The organism is Pseudomonas sp. MEJ108, assembly GCF_030208985.1.
GTDB classification, from domain to species: domain Bacteria; phylum Pseudomonadota; class Gammaproteobacteria; order Pseudomonadales; family Pseudomonadaceae; genus Aquipseudomonas; species Aquipseudomonas fragariae.
This window is the reverse complement of sequence record NZ_JARVSW010000011.1, coordinates 22765-39683: the sequence shown is the minus strand read 5'-3', so window position 1 is coordinate 39683 and position 16919 is coordinate 22765. Positions and strand designations below refer to the sequence as shown.

Annotated in this window: 14 protein-coding genes; 5 read left to right on the top strand and 9 right to left on the bottom strand. The window is 60.7% G+C overall.

Annotated elements, in window-relative coordinates; all coding sequences use genetic code 11:
* Positions 1-44: 44 nt before the first annotated feature.
* From QRN50_RS05760 to QRN50_RS05745, 4 genes are all read right to left on the bottom strand, one after another.
* Entirely contained in the window at positions 45-809 is a 765-nt protein-coding gene (locus QRN50_RS05760) for an NAD-dependent deacylase (protein ID WP_024641811.1), read from the bottom strand.
* Entirely contained in the window at positions 803-1507 is a 705-nt protein-coding gene (gene hda, locus QRN50_RS05755; protein WP_003369632.1) for a DnaA regulatory inactivator Hda, read from the bottom strand. Before hda ends, QRN50_RS05760 begins: the two co-directional genes overlap by 7 nt.
* Positions 1508-1723: 216 nt before the next feature.
* A complete protein-coding gene (locus QRN50_RS05750; protein ID WP_003404282.1) occupies positions 1724-2797 on the bottom strand; it encodes an AI-2E family transporter in 1074 nt (357 codons plus the stop codon).
* Positions 2798-2836: 39 nt separating this feature from the next.
* On the bottom strand, positions 2837-3940 hold the full coding sequence (locus QRN50_RS05745) for a DUF2066 domain-containing protein (protein ID WP_096127222.1): 1104 nt from the start codon (positions 3938-3940) through the stop codon (positions 2837-2839).
* 340 nt (positions 3941-4280) lie between these two features.
* Between QRN50_RS05745 and purM the strand changes: the two genes are divergently transcribed.
* The 4 genes from purM (at position 4281) to QRN50_RS05725 (ending at position 7526) form a co-directional block, all read left to right on the top strand.
* Positions 4281-5339: a phosphoribosylformylglycinamidine cyclo-ligase gene (gene purM / locus QRN50_RS05740; RefSeq protein ID WP_011268588.1), complete on the top strand. Its 1059-nt coding sequence runs from the start codon at positions 4281-4283 to the stop codon at positions 5337-5339.
* A complete protein-coding gene (purN, locus tag QRN50_RS05735; RefSeq protein WP_096127221.1) occupies positions 5339-5989 on the top strand; it encodes a phosphoribosylglycinamide formyltransferase in 651 nt (216 codons plus the stop codon). Before purM ends, purN begins: the two co-directional genes overlap by 1 nt.
* Positions 5990-5997: 8 nt before the next feature.
* Positions 5998-6711: a DUF3108 domain-containing protein gene (locus tag QRN50_RS05730; protein WP_003369623.1), complete on the top strand. Its 714-nt coding sequence runs from the start codon at positions 5998-6000 to the stop codon at positions 6709-6711.
* Positions 6712-7346: 635 nt separating this feature from the next.
* Positions 7347-7526, top strand: coding sequence for a hypothetical protein (locus tag QRN50_RS05725; protein WP_002554613.1), 180 nt, complete (start codon positions 7347-7349; stop codon positions 7524-7526).
* A 78-nt stretch (positions 7527-7604) separates the two neighbouring features.
* Here the strand turns inward: QRN50_RS05725 and QRN50_RS05720 are convergent, their stop codons facing one another.
* The 5 genes from QRN50_RS05720 to cysM all read right to left on the bottom strand — a co-directional run bounded on the left by QRN50_RS05720 (position 7605) and on the right by cysM (position 13835).
* Positions 7605-8144 carry a DUF2058 domain-containing protein gene (locus QRN50_RS05720; RefSeq protein ID WP_003407712.1) on the bottom strand — a complete coding sequence of 180 codons (540 nt, stop codon included), beginning with the start codon at positions 8142-8144 and terminating at the stop codon, positions 7605-7607.
* 30 nt (positions 8145-8174) lie between these two features.
* On the bottom strand, positions 8175-9008 hold the full coding sequence (gene mazG / locus QRN50_RS05715; RefSeq protein WP_096127017.1) for a nucleoside triphosphate pyrophosphohydrolase: 834 nt from the start codon (positions 9006-9008) through the stop codon (positions 8175-8177).
* A 169-nt stretch (positions 9009-9177) separates the two neighbouring features.
* A complete protein-coding gene (gene relA, locus QRN50_RS05710) occupies positions 9178-11421 on the bottom strand; it encodes a GTP diphosphokinase (protein WP_011268592.1) in 2244 nt (747 codons plus the stop codon).
* A gap of 156 nt (positions 11422-11577) precedes the next feature.
* Complete coding sequence (gene rlmD / locus QRN50_RS05705) at positions 11578-12933, bottom strand: 23S rRNA (uracil(1939)-C(5))-methyltransferase RlmD (RefSeq protein ID WP_024640383.1); 1356 nt, start codon at positions 12931-12933, stop codon at positions 11578-11580.
* Positions 12933-13835, bottom strand: coding sequence for a cysteine synthase CysM (gene cysM / locus QRN50_RS05700; protein ID WP_003407727.1), 903 nt, complete (start codon positions 13833-13835; stop codon positions 12933-12935). Before cysM ends, rlmD begins: the two co-directional genes overlap by 1 nt.
* Before the next feature lie 250 nt (positions 13836-14085).
* Between cysM and QRN50_RS05695 the strand changes: the two genes are divergently transcribed.
* Complete coding sequence (locus QRN50_RS05695; protein ID WP_024652779.1) at positions 14086-16839, top strand: response regulator; 2754 nt, start codon at positions 14086-14088, stop codon at positions 16837-16839.
* The last annotated feature ends 80 nt before the right edge of the window (positions 16840-16919 follow it).

Sequence of the window (16919 nt, the reverse complement as noted above, 5' to 3'; positions counted from 1 at the left end):
CGAGACTATGCCTTTTATGAAGGTGATTTGCAAATTCAATCGAACTAGATGTGACTTATGAGTTCGGCCATGACATGTGCCGCGCGGTACGGCAAAAAGACGTCCATCTGCGCGCTGTGATCCGTCGGCTGCGGATTGATTTCTGCGGTAAAACCCCCGGAAACTCTGGTGCGAATGACCGGTTCGTGAATGTAGGGGAAGCTTGCGGTGGTGCCGATACTCAACACTGCGTCATAGCCTTTAGCCAGCTGTTCATGCAGTGTTTCCAGCGCTTTTTCGGGAAGCATTTCCTGAAAAAGAACGACGGACGGTCGCAAAATGCCACTACATGCCGGGCATAAGGGGGGCAAAGGACGCTGCAAGTGCTCACTCAATTGCGAATCCTCAGCACCGCAGGATTGGCAAAACAGTGGCGAGAGTTGCCCGTGAATTTCGATCAGGCGCTCCGGCGGACTGCCTGCCGCGCGATGGTAACCGTCGACGTTCTGGGTCAGTACCCAGCACTCGGGTTTGATGCGCTGCAACTGGGCGATGGCGTAATGCGCGACATTCGGCTCGCCACCCAGGCACGCCTTGCCCAGTTCGGCGATGTATTTCCAGCACAGCTCAGGATCACGACGCAGCATGGGCCCGGACAGGGCCATTTCGATAGGCAGGCCATCGTCGGTCTTGCCATTGTAGAGCCCGCCTACACCTCGATAGGTCGGCAGCCCCGAATCGGCAGACAGCCCCGCCCCGGTGATCACCAGAATCCGTTTTGCATGGCGCAAGGCAGCCGCCGTCTGCATCAACAGCGCCTGATCTACCACCCGAGGGTCTCTTTAAGGAAGGGAATGGTCAGCTTGCGCTTTTCCTGGAGTGACGCCTGATCGAGGCGCTCGAGCAATTCGAACAACGCGCTCATGCTGCGTGTACCACGCGTCAGGATGAAATGCCCGACATCGTCGGTCAGGTGCAGGCCGCGCCGTGAAGCACGCAGTTGCAGGGCACGCAGCTTGTCCTCGTCGGACAGCCCGCGCATCTGGAACACCAGCGCCATGGTCAGGCGCGATTTCAGGTCGGGAAGCTTTACCGGCAGTTCGCGGGGCGATTTGGACGCGGCAATCAGCAGACGACGGCCGCTGTCACGCAGGCGATTGAACAGATGAAACAGCGCTTCTTCCCAGTCCGGCTTGCCGACGATCGCCTGCAGGTCGTCCAGACACACCAGTTCGTACTGCTCCAGATGATCGAACAGCTCGATGCCTTCATCTATGACTTCGGCCAGCGGAAGATACACCGCTGGCTCGCCCAACTGTTCGAAACGCAGGCAGGCAGCCTGCAGCAGGTGCGTGCGCCCTACCCCGTCCTTGCCCCACAGATAGATGAGGCTTTCGGTCCAGCCAGCGTCGGCTTCGCACAGCCGCTCGACATAGCCGAGTGCAGCGGCGTTGGCGCCTGGATAGTAATTGACGAAAGTGGCGTCATCACGCAGACGCACACTCAGGGGCAGCTGAATCGGTTTCATGCTGACTAACGGCTCATGCAAACCGTCAAGGGCCTCTGTGTAAAGAGCGCAAAGTTTATACCCGTGACGCTGGTCGCACAATGCGACAGACCTCAAGCAAAATCAAAGGTTTGCGTCAGGGTGAGTGAAGCGCCGCCCAGTACGGGGCGTTTGAAGGGGCGCATACCCTCAAGGCATGAGCCTCTTCACCGGGCGGCGAAGAGGCTTGCGTCGACCTTACAGCTCCGGATCTTCCGCGCCTGCGTAGATTTCCGAGTCCTTGTACAAATCATGCATGTGCCGCACCAGCACCATGATCACCGCCGCCACCGGCAGGGCCAGCAGAATGCCGGTAAAACCGAACAGCTCGCCACCCGCCAGAATCGCGAAGATCACTGCGACCGGGTGCAGGCCGATGCGATCACCGACCAGCAAGGGCGTCAGCACCATCCCCTCGAGGGCCTGACCGATCATGAACACCGCCACGATCCCCATCATCGGGTACAGGTCACCGCCAAACTGGAACAGCCCGGCCACCAGCGCCGAACCGATACCGATCACGAACCCCATATAAGGCACGATGGCCGCCAGACCGGCAATCACGCCGATCAGCAGGCCCAGCTCCAGCCCGACCAGCATCAGACCGGCCGCGTAGATCACGCCAAGGCCGACCATCACCAGCAACTGACCGCGTATGAACGCGCCGAGCACTTCGTGGCACTCACCCGCCAGCTTGACGATCTGAGCTTCACGCTGACGCGGCAGCAGGCCGCGGATCTTGCCGGTCATGATGTCCCAGTCACGCAGCAGGTAGAAACACACCACGGGAATCAGTACCAGGTTGGTCAGCCAGCCGATCAGCGCCAGGCTGGAAGCCGTCGCCTGGGACAGCACGATAGAGACGATGTCCCCGGCCTGGCCCATATGCTCGGAGATGGCGGCCTTGATCTTGTCGAACTTCCAGAACCCGTCTGCCAGCCCGAACTTGGCCTGGACCCACGGCAACGCCGCGTGTTGCAGCCAGTCGAGAATCTGCGGCGCCAGCTCGTAGAGCCGGAATAACTGCTTGGCCAGCATCGGCACCAGAATCAGCAGTAACGCCATCAGCACCAGCGTGAACAGCCCGAACACGACTACGACGCTCAGGGTTCTGGACAGTCCGGCGCGCTCCAGGCGATCCACCAGCGGATCGCCCATATAGGCCAGTAGCAGCGCCACCAGAAAAGGAGTGAGGATCGGGTGCAACAGCACCACGAATGCGACCAGCAAGGCCAGGCCGCCGATCCAGAACCAACGCCGCATATCAGTCATCAACATCCCTCAAGCCAATGGAAAAGCGTTCTTGCCGGGTTACCAGCGGAAATAAAGTTGTGGCGCGGACGCCGGAACAATCATCGGTGCGGGCGCAGGTGCCGGAACAGCAGCGGCTCCATTGGCTGGCGCAACCGGCGCAGTCGCATCGACAGGCGCAGCAGGCGGCGTTGCGGTAGCGGCTGCTTCGGCTGCGGGCACTTCCTGCAGTTTGGCCAGCGACAACTGCGAGCGTAGCTGATCGGTGCTGCCGCTGACCTCAAACACCACTTTGTCGCCTTCGACAGAACTCAGACGCACGCCGAACGGTTCGAGTAACTGAAGCAGTTGCGCATAGCGCTCAAGCGTCATGCCCTGAACCTGGATCAGCATGCCGGTCGACGCACCGGGCTTGGCAACGAAGCGCGGCGCCAGACGCTCGCTTACCGACAGCAGCACCGCATCGGCCAGCGCCTCGGAGCTGGCACCGGTCGCGCTGCCCTGTTCACGCTGATCACCCAGCCACAAGCGCCATTTGCCCTGCCACTGACCGCCATCTTCCTTAGCATGCACAGCCAGTATCGCGTCGGCGCCATAGCGCTCGGAGGCTTCCTTGAGCGGTGCAGGGTCAGTGCCCTCCAGGGTCTTCGCATTACCGGTGCCCTGCTCGCTCAAATCAGCCAGCGGCAGACGCAGCGGCAGTCCGCGGTGCTGAGCGGCCTGGCGCAAGGGTTCGGCGGCGGCCTGACCGTCGCCGACCAGATTCGAGCCTTCCACCGAATCATTCAGCCACCAGCCGAGAATCGACGGACGATTGCTGCCCCAGATCGACAGACCCGCATCGCGCAACGCGCGTTCGGTGGTTGCCGGATCGAAGTCGACCAGCAGGGTCTCCGGCGGTCCGGCCTCGTAACCGTACTGGCTGATGATCTGCTGCGGGTCCTTGCGCAGCGCGGCGATGGCCGAACCCTGCACGGCCTTGGCGTCGCCGGTCAGGCGCAGCACCAGGGTGTCGACGGCGGCCTGCGTGGCCCGCGTGCGCTCATCGGGCGACTGGCCATTGACCGGTTCGCGAACCTGATAAAGGTTGCTGACCGTTTCGGCAAGGCTGGGAAGGCTGATCAGGGACAGACAGCCGATTAGAAGAATTCTGGAAAAACGCATGGACAGTTCCCGAACGGAAAAAAGTGAAAAGAAGCTGTTTCAGCAGGTATGCAAGTCTGGGACAGACGTGAGCCACCCATCATTCAGTTCGCGCATAAAGTACACCCTAAACGTCCAGGCTCGCACTCACAGGCCGCCGGGTTGAGTTTATTTGGTGCAACACCGCCCTGTTGTCGGCGCAAGGATGGCCCCTGATGAGCAAGCCTGATAAAATCGCGCGCCTTCGCAGACCGGCAATCGCCATGGCCCCAACATTACCACCGCATGACAGCGCGGTGCTGAAGGGGCCCTAACGCAGCGGTCGATACCTCCGAATCCCCCCTAAAGGCCTGGATTTTCTATGAGCAAGCAACCCTCCCTGAGCTATAAAGACGCCGGTGTAGACATCGACGCCGGTGAAGCATTGGTCGAACGCATCAAGAGCGTCGCCAAGCGCACCAAGCGTCCGGAAGTCATGGGCGGCCTGGGAGGCTTCGGCGCCCTCTGCGAAATCCCGGCCGGCTACAAGCAACCGGTTCTGGTTTCCGGCACTGACGGCGTGGGCACCAAGCTGCGTCTGGCGCTGAACCTGAACAAGCACGACACCATCGGCATCGATCTGGTCGCCATGTGCGTCAATGACCTGGTGGTCTGTGGTGCAGAACCGCTGTTCTTCCTCGATTACTACGCCACCGGCAAGCTCAACGTCGACACCGCTGCTCAGGTCGTCACCGGCATCGGCGCCGGCTGCGAACTGGCCGGTTGCTCGCTGGTGGGTGGTGAAACCGCTGAAATGCCGGGCATGTACGAAGGCGAAGACTACGACCTGGCAGGCTTCTGCGTCGGCGTGGTGGAAAAGGCCGAGATCATCGACGGCTCGAAAGTCGCTGCCGGTGATGCCCTGCTCGCCCTGCCATCGTCCGGCCCGCACTCCAACGGCTACTCGCTGATCCGCAAGATCATCGAGGTGGCAGGTGCCGATATCGAAAACATCCAGCTGGACGGCAAACCGCTGACCGAACTGCTGATGGCACCGACCCGCATCTACGTGAAGCCGCTGCTCAAGCTGATCAAGGAAACCGGCGCGGTCAAGGCCATGGCCCACATCACCGGTGGCGGCCTGCTTGACAACATCCCACGCGTACTGCCGCAAGGCGCTCAGGCTGTGGTCGACGTCGCCAGCTGGCAGCGTCCGGCTGTGTTCGACTGGCTGCAGCAGCAAGGCAACGTTGCGGAAAACGAGATGCATCGCGTGCTGAACTGCGGCGTTGGCATGGTGATCTGCGTCGCTCAGGAGCACGTCGAAGCGGCCCTGAAAGTACTGCGTGACGCAGGCGAGCAGCCTTGGGTGATCGGCCAGATCGCCAGCGCTGCCGAAGGCGCCGCACAAGTAGAGCTGAAAAACCTCAAGGCGCATTGATGCCAGCCATCTGCGAAGTCGTGGTGCTGCTGTCCGGCACCGGCGGCAACCTGCAAGCGATGATCGACAGCTTCAAGGACGAGGCCAGCCCCGTCCGCATCCGCGCGGTGATATCCAACCGCGCAGATGCGTTCGGCCTGCAACGCGCCCGGGACGCAGGCATCGAAACCTGCGTACTGGATCACACCGCGTACGACGGCCGTGAGGCCTTCGATGCAGCGCTGATTGAACGGATCGACGCCTTTCAGCCACAGTTGGTGGTATTGGCCGGGTTCATGCGCATTCTCAGCGCAGGGTTCGTTCGCCACTATCATGGCCGTCTGCTGAATATCCACCCTTCCCTGCTGCCGCGTTACAAAGGCTTGCACACGCACAAGCGTGCGCTGGAGGCCGGCGACGCCGAGCATGGCTGCAGCGTGCATTTCGTTACCGAGGAACTCGATGGCGGCCCACTGGTCGTACAGGCAGTTATTTCGGTACAGTTGCACGACACGCCCGCAACGCTCGCGCAACGGGTCCATGTTCAAGAGCACCGTATTTACCCACTGGCCATTCGCTGGTTTGCCGAAGGCCGACTGAGCCTTGGTGAACAAGGTGCGTTACTCGATAGCCAGTTACTCCCGGCCAGCGGCCATCTGATTCGACATTAGGAGATACTATGCGTCGCGCTCTGCTCTTCGCTTTCGCTCTGCTCGCATTGCCTGCCGTACAGGCCGCAGACCTTCAACCCTTCTCCGCCAGCTACACCGCCGACTGGAAACAACTGCCCATGAGCGGCACGGCTGAACGCAGCCTGGAAGCCGGCGCCAATGGCACCTGGACCCTGAGCTTCAAGGCCTCGATGATGATCGCCAGCCTGACTGAAGTCAGCACACTGAAGGTCGACAAGGACACCCTGCTGCCACAGACCTACAATTTCGAGCGCAGCGGCCTGGGCAAATCCAAGAAGGTCGATCTGGCGTTCGACTGGAACACCAAGTTCGTCACCGGCACCGACCGTGGCGATGCGATCAAGCTGCCGCTCAACCGTGGCATTCTCGACAAGTCCACCTATCAGCTGGCGTTGCAACATGACATCGCTGAGGGCAAGAAGAGCATGAGCTATCAGGTTGTCGACGGTGATGAAGTAGACACCTACGACTTCCGCGTGCTGGGTTCGGAAAAAGTCACCACCAAGACAGGCCAGGTCGATGCGATCAAGGTCGAGCGCGTACGTGACCCGACGCAAAGCAAGCGCACCACCGTGCTGTGGTTCGCCAAGGATTGGGATTACCTGCTGGTCCGCCTGCAACAGGTCGAAACCGACGGCAAGGAATACAACATCGTCTTGCTGGACGGCACCGTCAACGGCAAGGCCGTCAAAGGCAGCTGATTGCCCTGACCGCCCGCACCACAGAGCCCCGCTTGTTAGCGGGGCTTTTTATTGGCTGAAGGCATGCGACGCACGATAGTTACGATCATCGTTCCTCACGCTCCAGCGTGGGGATGCAGGTCTCGACGCTCTGCGTCGTCAAGAGGACGCGGAGCGTCCGGAACGGCATGCGACGCAGAGCGCCGCACGATAGTTGCGATGATCGTTCCGCAAGCTCCAGCATGGGAATGCAGGTCTCGACGCTCTGCGTCGTCAAGAGGACGCGGAGCGTCCAGAAAGGCATGCGATGCAGAGCGCCGCACGATAGTTGCGATGATCGTTCCTCACGCTCCAGCGTGGGAATGCAGTTCTCGACGCTCTGCGTCGTCACGAGGACGCGGAGCGTCTGGAACGGCGTTTTCACGTGCGTTCGGACAGCCTCGAAGCACATGAAACATCCTTCATTTTGCCTCCACCGCGCTGTAAGCCTCGCCATGCAAGGGCTGCAGAAGATCGATCAGTTTCTGACCACTGGGGAACCTGAACAGGCTATTTACTTAGGCAGCTAACAAATCCTATAAAAGAGTCCTGCGACACATCGCCGCAGCATCCAGAGGCCTGACCATCAAGGCCATCAAAGTCAGGAGCTTACTACTATGACTGTCAGAGTTACTGAACGCGACGACGCCCACCTCTCTCACGAAGCCGTTGCCGACGGCATCCAGATCTGGGATGTGCACCAACAGGACCAACTGGTCGGCATGTTCCACGTTGAGTCCGATGCCCTTCGCTATAAGGAAGAGCTGGAAGCGCTGGAAAGCCAGGGCAACCACTGAACAATTCCAAGAACAGAAAAAGACAAAACCCGCTGAATGCGGGTTTTGTTTTGACAACTCAATGACCGCGCCGTGGGCTTACCACATCAGATCGTCAGGCACCTGATACGCCGCGTACGGGTCGTCTGCATCCGGCGCTTCGGTCGGGGTGTTGAGCAGCACGATACGACGCGGGTCACGCTCCTGAATCTTCAGCGCAGCCTCACGCGGAATGATCTCGTAACCGCCGCCGTGGTGAACGATGGCCAGTGAACCGCTGCTGAGCTTGTTGCGCACCATGGCGTTGACCGGGATGCGCTTGACCTTCTTGTCGTCAACGAAGTTGTAGTAATCCTCGGTGATCAGCTTGGGCAGGCGCGACACTTCGATCAGTTGCTTGACCTGAGCGGTACGGGCTTTCTGCTCGACCTTCTCCTGCTGCTGACGGTTCAGCTCCTGGTCACGCCTGGCCTTCTCGGCCATGGCCTCCTGGGCCGCACGCTTTTGCGAGTCATCGGCCTGAGCCTGACCCTTGTGCACCAGACGCTGCTCTTTCTGCTTTTCTTTGCCGACCTGCTTGGCCTGCTTTTGGTTGACCAGACCTGCCTTGAGCAACTGATCGCGAAGGGAAAGGCTCATTGTCTACTCACTTATACCGTTACCGCACACTCAGCCGCAGCCGGGTGTGCTCTTTTCCTGACGTTTGGCTTCGCCCCACAACGCGTCCATTTCTTCGAGCGAGCACGCTTCGATAGGACGCTGCAGGTGGCGCAAAGCCTGTTCAATGAATCGGAAGCGTCTGTCGAACTTGCTATTGGCCGAGCGTAGCGCAGTTTCCGGGTCGACCTTAAGGTGTCGGGCCAGGTTGACGACGCTGAACAGCAGGTCGCCGACTTCCTCGGCAATGCCCTCGGCGTCATTGTCGACCATGGCCTCGAGAATTTCATCGAGTTCTTCACGCACCTTGTCGACCACCGGCAATGCCGCAGGCCAGTCGAAACCCACCTGCGCTGCACGCTTCTGCAGTTTGGCCGCACGACTCAACGCGGGCAAGGCCCTCGGCACGTCGTCGAGCAACGACAACTGCTCGGGCACACCGGCCTTTTCGGCACGCTCCTCGGCCTTGATTTCGTCCCAACGACGATTGACCTGCTCGTCGGTCAGGCGCGGCGTTTCTGCCGGCGCGTACAGCTCGCCAGTCGGAAACACGTGCGGATGGCGACGCAGCAACTTGCGGGTAATACCGTCGATGACATCGTCGAATTCAAACCGGCCTTCCTCTTTGGCCAACTGCGCATAGAAGACCACCTGAAACAGCAGGTCTCCCAGCTCGCCCTTCAGATGATAGAGGTCGCCCTGTTCGATGGCATCAGCCACTTCATAGGCTTCTTCCAGCGTGTGCGGCACGATGCTGGCGTAGGTCTGCTTCAGGTCCCACGGACAGCCGAACTGCGGATCACGCAGCCGGGCCATGAGGTGCAGCAGGTCTTGAACTGTGTACATAGGCTTCCTTCGGTCGCAGCGGTTTAGCTTCAAGCTTCAAGCTTCAAGCTAGAAGCCACCGCAATCTGCTTTAGCTTTAGCTTTAGCTTTAGCTTTAGCTTTAGCTTTAGCTTTAGCTTTAGCTTTAGCTTGCAGCTTGCAGCTTGCAGCTTATAGCTTATAGCTGCCCCTAGGGCGTCCTGTTCCTGCGCGTTTCAATGATGTTCGGCAACTGGGAAATGCGCCCCAGCAACCGCCCCAGCGCGTCCAGACCCGGAATCTCGATGGTCAGAGACATGAGCGCTGTGTTGTCTTCCTTGTTCGAACGGGTATTGACCGCCAGCACGTTGATCCGCTCGTTGAGCAGCACCTGGGTGACGTCTCGCAGCAAGCCGGAACGGTCGTAGGCACGGATGATGATGTCCACCGGATAAGTGAGCACCGGCACCGGCCCCCAACTGACCTGAATGATCCGCTCGGGCTCGCGACCGCCCAATTGCAGCACCGAAGCGCAATCCTGACGGTGAATGCTGACGCCACGACCCTGAGTGATATAACCGACGATCGCATCGCCCGGCAGTGGCTGGCAGCAGCCGGCCATCTGCGTCATCAGGTTGCCGACGCCCTGAATCTGAATATCGCCACGCTTGCCGGGCTTGTAGCCGGTGGCCTTGCGCGGGATCAGCTCCAGCTGTTCATTGACGCGATCAGGCTCAACCTGCTGCTGAGCCAGATTGACCAGTTGCGCCAGACGCAGATCGCCCGCACCCAATGCCGCAAACATGTCGTCGGCGGTCTTGTGATTGGCCTTGTCCGCCAGCTTGTCGAAATCGACCTGCGGCAACGCTAGGCGCGCCAGTTCGCGTTCGATCAGGGTTCTGCCGGCGGCGACGTTCTGGTCGCGGGCCTGCAACTTGAACCAGTGAACGATCTTGGCCCGCGCACGCGAGGTGGTGATGTAGCCCAGGTTCGAGTTCAGCCAGTCGCGGCTCGGCGTACCGTGCTTGCTGGTGATGATCTCGACCTGCTCGCCGGTCTGCAGGCTGTAGTTGAGCGGTACGATGCGGCCATTGATCTTCGCACCCCGGCAGTTATGGCCGATTTCGGTGTGCACCCGATAGGCGAAGTCCAGCGGTGTCGCGCCCTTGGGCAGGTCGATGGCGTGGCCATCCGGGGTGAAGACGTAGACGCGGTCAGGCTCGATATCAACCCGCAACTGATCGGCCAGACCGCCGATGTCGCCCAGCTCTTCATGCCATTCGAGCACCTGACGCAGCCAGGAAATCTTCTCTTCGTAATGATTGGAGCCGGATTTGACGTCGGTGCCTTTATAGCGCCAGTGCGCACAAACGCCCAGCTCGGCCTCTTCATGCATGGCGTGGGTGCGAATCTGCACTTCCAGCACCTTGCCTTCCGGCCCGATCACCGCGGTGTGCAGCGAGCGATAGCCGTTTTCCTTGGGGTTGGCGATGTAATCGTCGAACTCTTTGGGAATATGCCGCCACAAGGTGTGCACGATACCCAGCGCGGTGTAGCAGTCGCGCATTTCCGGGACCAGCACACGCAACGCACGCACGTCATAGATCTGGCTGAACGCCAGGCCCTTGCGCTGCATTTTGCGCCAGATGGAGTAGATATGCTTGGCACGGCCGCTGATGTCAGCGGTCACGCCGGTGGCCTGCAGCTCGTTATCGAGTTGAGACATGACGTCGCTGATGAAGCGCTCGCGGTCCAGCCTGCGTTCATGCAGCAGCTTGGCGATCTGCTTGTATTGATCGGGCTCCAGGTAGCGGAAGGACAGGTCTTCCAGCTCCCACTTGATGTGACCGATGCCCAGGCGGTGGGCCAGCGGTGCATAGATGTCGAAGACTTCGCGGGCCACACGGTTGCGTTTTTCGTCGTCGGCGTTCTTCACCGCACGAATCGCGCAGGTACGTTCGGCCAGCTTGATCAGCGCAACGCGAACGTCGTCGACCATCGCCACCAGCATCTTGCGCAGGTTTTCCACCTGCGCCTGACTGCCGAGCACCAATGACTGACGAGGGCTGAGGCTGGCGCTGATCGCGGCCATGCGCAGCACGCCGTCGATGAGTTTGGCGACCGTTGCGCCAAAGCGCTGCTCGACGTCCGGCAGCGCAATGAGACCTTCACGCACGCCACGGTAAATGACCGCAGCGACCAGCGAATCCTGATCCAGCTTGAGGTCAGCCAGGATCTCCGCGATTTCCAGACCGGTCTGGAAACTGGAGGTGCCCTCTGCCCAATGATTCTTGTGAGCCTTGTCGGTCTGCTCGGCTTCCCGGGCAAATTCACAGGCCTTTTTCATGACTTCCCGGTCCAGGACCAGGTCGACGCTGACAATATGATCGAGCCACGCGTCGAGATTGATACTGCCGTCTGTGTTTATCGGCTGGTTCGCTCTCACCTGTACCATGCTGCTTACCTTCCCTACGGCGCGATGAATAGCGCCATCAGTCGCCAGCCTTCTGAGCGAATGCCACTTGCCGGGCAAGCAAGGACCGGCATTCGCGGGCCAGTCGGATTAAATGAGATTCCTTGTCAGCAACGAACTCGTTCCAGTGAACGCCGCTCACTTACTCATTTCAAATAAAGCCATCGCCTCGACATGCGCCGTCTGAGGAAACATATCGAGGATTCCGGCACGTTTTAATCGGTAGCCCTGACGGATCAGTTCGACCGCGTCACGAGCCAAAGTTGCCGGGTTGCATGAAACATAAAGCAGTCGCCGGGCCCCCGTCTTTCTGATCTGGCGGACCACTTCAAAGGCTCCGTCACGCGGTGGGTCCAAGAGTACCGCAGAAAACCCCTCTGCCGCCCAGTCGGCCTGTGTCAGCGGCTGGGAAAGATCCGCCTGAAAAAACCGCACATTGTGCAGATCATTACTCATTGCGTTGACGGCTGCACGCTCGACCATGGTCGCAACGCCTTCGACCGCCACCACGTCCCTGGCCAGCCCCGCCAGTGGCAAGGCGAAATTGCCCAGACCACAGAACAGATCCATGACACGCTCATCTTTTGCAGGCGCCAGCCATTGCAGGGCCTGCTCGATCATCGCGGTATTGACCGCCGCGTTGACCTGAATGAAATCTCCCGGTCGCCAGGCCAGTTGCAGGTTCCACGGCTCCAGCCGGTAGCCCAGCGTATCGCCGGGGCTGGCCGGTTGCGGCTCGCCTTCGCCGTGTAGCCACAGCTGCGCGTCGTGCCTGGAGCAAAACGCCTGCAACAGCGCCAGGTCGGCCTCGGCAAGCGACGCGGTGTGGCGCAACAACACGGCAGTCGCAACCCCACTGAACAGCTCGACGTGACCCAGCACCTGCGGCTTGCTGAAACTTTTCAGCATGCCAGGCAACTCATTCATGATCGGTTGCAAGGCTTGTACCAGCACTGGACAGTGTTCGATGCTGACGATGTCCTGGCTGGCGGCTGCGCGGAACCCCACATCCAGCCTTTTGGCCTTGGCATCCCAGCGAACCGCGACCCGCGCGCGTCGGCGATAGGCCAGCTCGGCACCACTCAAAGGTGCCGCCCATTCATCCGGCACCACGTTCGCCACGCGCAGCAACTGCTCGGCGAGCATGCGCTGTTTCAGGGCAAGCTGTTCTTCATGGGGCACATGCTGAACACTGCAGCCGCCGCAGCGACCGAAATACTCACAGGCCGGAGCGCGACGCATGGCGCTGGCAGTGAACACCCGCTCGGTGCGCGCCTCGACGACCTTGCCGCGCGCATTGAGTACGCGCGCCTCGACCTCTTCGCCGGCCAGACTGCCGGCGACAAACCAGGTTTTACCCTCGAGAAAGGCGATACCGCGACCGTCGTCGGACAGCCGCTCAATGGTCAGCCGCTGCTTTTTACCGGCAGGAATCTGTACGGTTTTAACGCCGCCCGCAGGCTGAAAGCGCAAACCTCTTTCATGCTTGGCCATCAGTTGGGCGAATCATAGACGCCGGTCGACAGGTAACGGTCGCCTCGGTCACAGATGATCGCCACAATCACGGCGTTTTCGACTTCACGAGAAATACGCAATGCCCCGGCGACCGAGCCACCGGACGACACGCCACAGAAGATGCCTTCTTCGCGAGCGAGGCGGCGCATGGTGTCTTCGGCTTCGCTCTGGCCCATGTCGATGATGCGGTCGACACGGTCCGACTGATAGATTTTCGGCAGGTATTCCTGCGGCCAGCGGCGAATACCGGGGATCGAAGCGCCCTCCATCGGTTGCAGACCGACGATCTGCACGTCGGGATTCTGCTCCTTGAGGTAGCGCGAGGTGCCCATGATGGTGCCGGTGGTGCCCATCGAACTGACGAAATGGGTCACGGTACCGCCCGTCTGCCGCCAGATTTCCGGACCGGTGGACGTGTAATGCGCCTCGGGGTTGTCGCCATTGGCAAACTGATCGAGCACCTTGCCACGGCCTTCGGCCTGCATGCGCTCGGCCAGATCACGGGCACCTTCCATGCCGTCATCCTTGCTGACCGAAATCAGCTCGGCGCCATAGGCGGTCATCGCGGCCTTGCGTTCGGCACTGGAGTTGTCCGGCATGATCAGAATCATCCGGTAGCCCTTGATCGCCGCAGCCATGGCCAGCGCGATTCCGGTATTGCCGGAGGTGGCTTCGATCAGCGTGTCACCCGGATGGATCTGGCCGCGCAACTCGGCGCGGGTGATCATCGACAAGGCCGGGCGGTCTTTTACCGAGCCAGCGGGGTTGTTACCTTCGAGTTTCAACAGGAGGGTATTGCTGGTATTACCCGCCATGCGTTGCAGACGCACCAGCGGGGTGTTGCCGACGCAATCGGCAATGGTTTGATACTGCAGGGTCATGGCGTCTTCGCAATCCAGACTGCGGGGGGTGCCTATCATAACGGCAAACGGCCAAAGCCCATATCACGCAAAGTGCGCTGCTTATTCCCAAAAAGAATAACCACCGATTTTTCCGCTGCCACCCCGCCCTGCATAGAGAGTTAGGTGCCCATGCCGACGGTAAATGGCTAAACTCTCCCCCTTGTGCCGATACAGCAAGGCAGCCGATGCCTGATATCGACGGACTGATACGTGTTGCCGGAGGAAGAGCGTGCTGACCAAGCTGGGTATAAAAGGCCGTGTGCTGCTACTGACTATTTTGCCTGCCAGCCTGATGGCGGCGATGCTCGGTGGCTATTTCACCTGGATGCAGTTGAGCGAACTGCAAAGCCAGCTGCTGCAACGCGGCGAAATGATCGCCCAGGATCTGGCGCCCCTTGCCGCCAACGCACTGGGGCGCAAGGACAAAGTGCTGCTCAGTCGCATCGCCACCCAGACGCTGGAACAGACCGACGTGCGCGCCGTGTCGTTTCTCGACACCGATCGCACGGTACTGGCCCACGCCGGGCCGACCATGATCAGCCCGTCGCCGATTGGCAGCGGGTCGCAGTTGCTCAGCTCGACCGGCACCGACGCCACGCGCTACCTGCTGCCGGTATTCGGCAGTCAACGCCACCTGACCAGCCCGATCATTCCTGCCGAAGCCGACACCCTGCTGGGCTGGGTCGAGCTTGAAATATCCCATAACGGTACGCTGCTGCGCGGCTACCGAAGCCTGTTTGCCAGCCTGCTGCTGATCCTCACCGGGCTGGCGTTCACCGCAACCCTCGCGGTACGCATGAGCCGCACCATCAACGGGCCGATGAGCCAGATCAAGCAGGCCGTGTCGCAACTCAAGGACGGCAATCTGGAAACCCGTCTGCCACCGCTGGGCAGCCGCGAGCTGGACGAACTGGCGTCGGGCATCAACCGCATGGCGGCGACGCTGCAGAACGCGCAGGAAGAACTGCAACTGAGCATCGATCAGGCGACCGAGGATGTCCGGCAGAATCTGGAGACCATCGAAATCCAGAACATCGAACTCGACCTGGCACGCAAGGAAGCGCTGGAAGCAAGTCGGATCAAGTCGGAATTCCTGGCCAACATGAGCCATGAAATTCGCACGCCGCTCAATGGCATTCTGGGCTTCACCCATTTGCTGCAGAAAAGCGAGCTGACGCCGCGCCAGTTCGACTACCTGGGCACCATCGAGAAGTCCGCCGACAACCTGTTGAGCATCATCAACGAGATTCTCGACTTCTCGAAGATCGAGGCCGGCAAGCTGGTGCTCGACAATATCCCGTTCAACCTGCGCGACCTGTTGCAGGACACCCTGACCATCCTCGCCCCGGCGGCGCACGCCAAGCAGCTGGAACTGGTCAGTCTGGTGTACCGCGATACGCCACTGGCGCTGTCCGGCGACCCGCTGCGTCTGCGGCAGATCCTGACCAATCTGGTCAGCAACGCGATCAAGTTCACCCGCGAAGGCACGATCGTCGCGCGCGCCATGCTCGAAGATGAAACCGAAGAGCACGCGCAACTGCGCATCAGCGTGCAGGACACCGGGATCGGTCTGTCCAGCCAGGATGTGCGAGCGCTGTTCCAGGCCTTCAGCCAGGCCGATAACTCGCTTTCGCGCCAACCGGGCGGTACCGGACTGGGTCTGGTGATCTCCAAGCGCCTGATCGAACAGATGGGCGGTGAAATCGGTGTCGACAGCACACCGGGCGAAGGTTCGGAATTCTGGATCAGCCTGAAACTGCCCAAGGCCCGCGAAGACAAGGAAGAATCACTCAATATTCCGCTCGGCGGCCTGCGCGCCGCAGTGCTTGAACATCATGACCTGGCGCGTCAGGCGCTGGAGCATCAGCTGGAAGACTGCGGCCTGCAGACCATCGTGTTCAATAATCTGGAAAACCTGCTCAACGGCGTGACCGCAGCGCACGAAACGCCAGCAGCCATCGATCTGGCGGTACTTGGCGTGACGGCGCTGGAAATCTCTCCGGAACGGCTGCGCCAGCACATCTGGGACCTGGAAAACCTCAATTGCAAGGTCATGGTGCTGTGCCCGACCACCGAGCACGCGCTGTTCCAGTTGGCGGTCCACGATGTCTACACGCAACTGCAGGCCAAGCCCGCCTGCACGCGCAAACTGCAAAAAGCCCTGTCCGAGCTGATCGCGCCGCGAGCGGTGCGTGCCGACATCGGCCCGCCACTGTCGAGCCGCGCACCGCGAGTGCTGTGCGTGGACGACAACCCGGCCAACCTGCTGCTGGTACAGACCCTGCTCGAAGACATGGGCGCTGAAGTGGTCGCTGTCGAGGGCGGCTACGCAGCGGTCAATGCCGTGCAACAGGAAGCGTTCGACCTGGTGTTGATGGACGTGCAGATGCCCGGCATGGACGGTCGGCAGGCTACCGAGGCGATCCGTGCCTGGGAGGCCGAACGCAACCAGAGCTCGCTGCCGATCGTGGCCCTCACCGCGCATGCGATGGCCAATGAAAAACGCTCACTGCTGCAAAGCGGTATGGACGACTACCTGACCAAGCCGATCAGCGAACGGCAGCTGGCGCAGGTGGTGCTCAAGTGGACCGGGCTGGCGCTGCGCAACCCTGCGCCGGAACGCCAGAATGAAGCGCTCGAGGTGCACGTCGGGCCGCTGGTGCTGGATCATGAAGAAGGGTTGCGCCTGGCTGCGGGCAAGGCGGATCTCGCCGCCGACATGCTGGCCATGCTGCTGGCCTCACTGGACGCCGACCGCGAAGCCATTCGTGTGGCGCGTGCCAACCAGGATGTACACGCCTTGATCGAACGCATCCACCGTCTGCACGGCGCAACGCGTTATTGCGGCGTTCCCCAGCTGCGCAGTGCCTGCCAACGCGCCGAAACCCTGCTCAAGCAGAACGCCCCGCACACCGAAGAGGCCCTTAACGATCTGGACAAGGCCATCATTCGCCTGGAAGCCGAGGCGCGGGTCATGGTTTGAGCGTGCGGCGCGACACCTTTCGTGCCTGACGCTCCAGCGTGGGCGGAGCATGTTAGGATGCGCGCAATTTTGGAGGACCC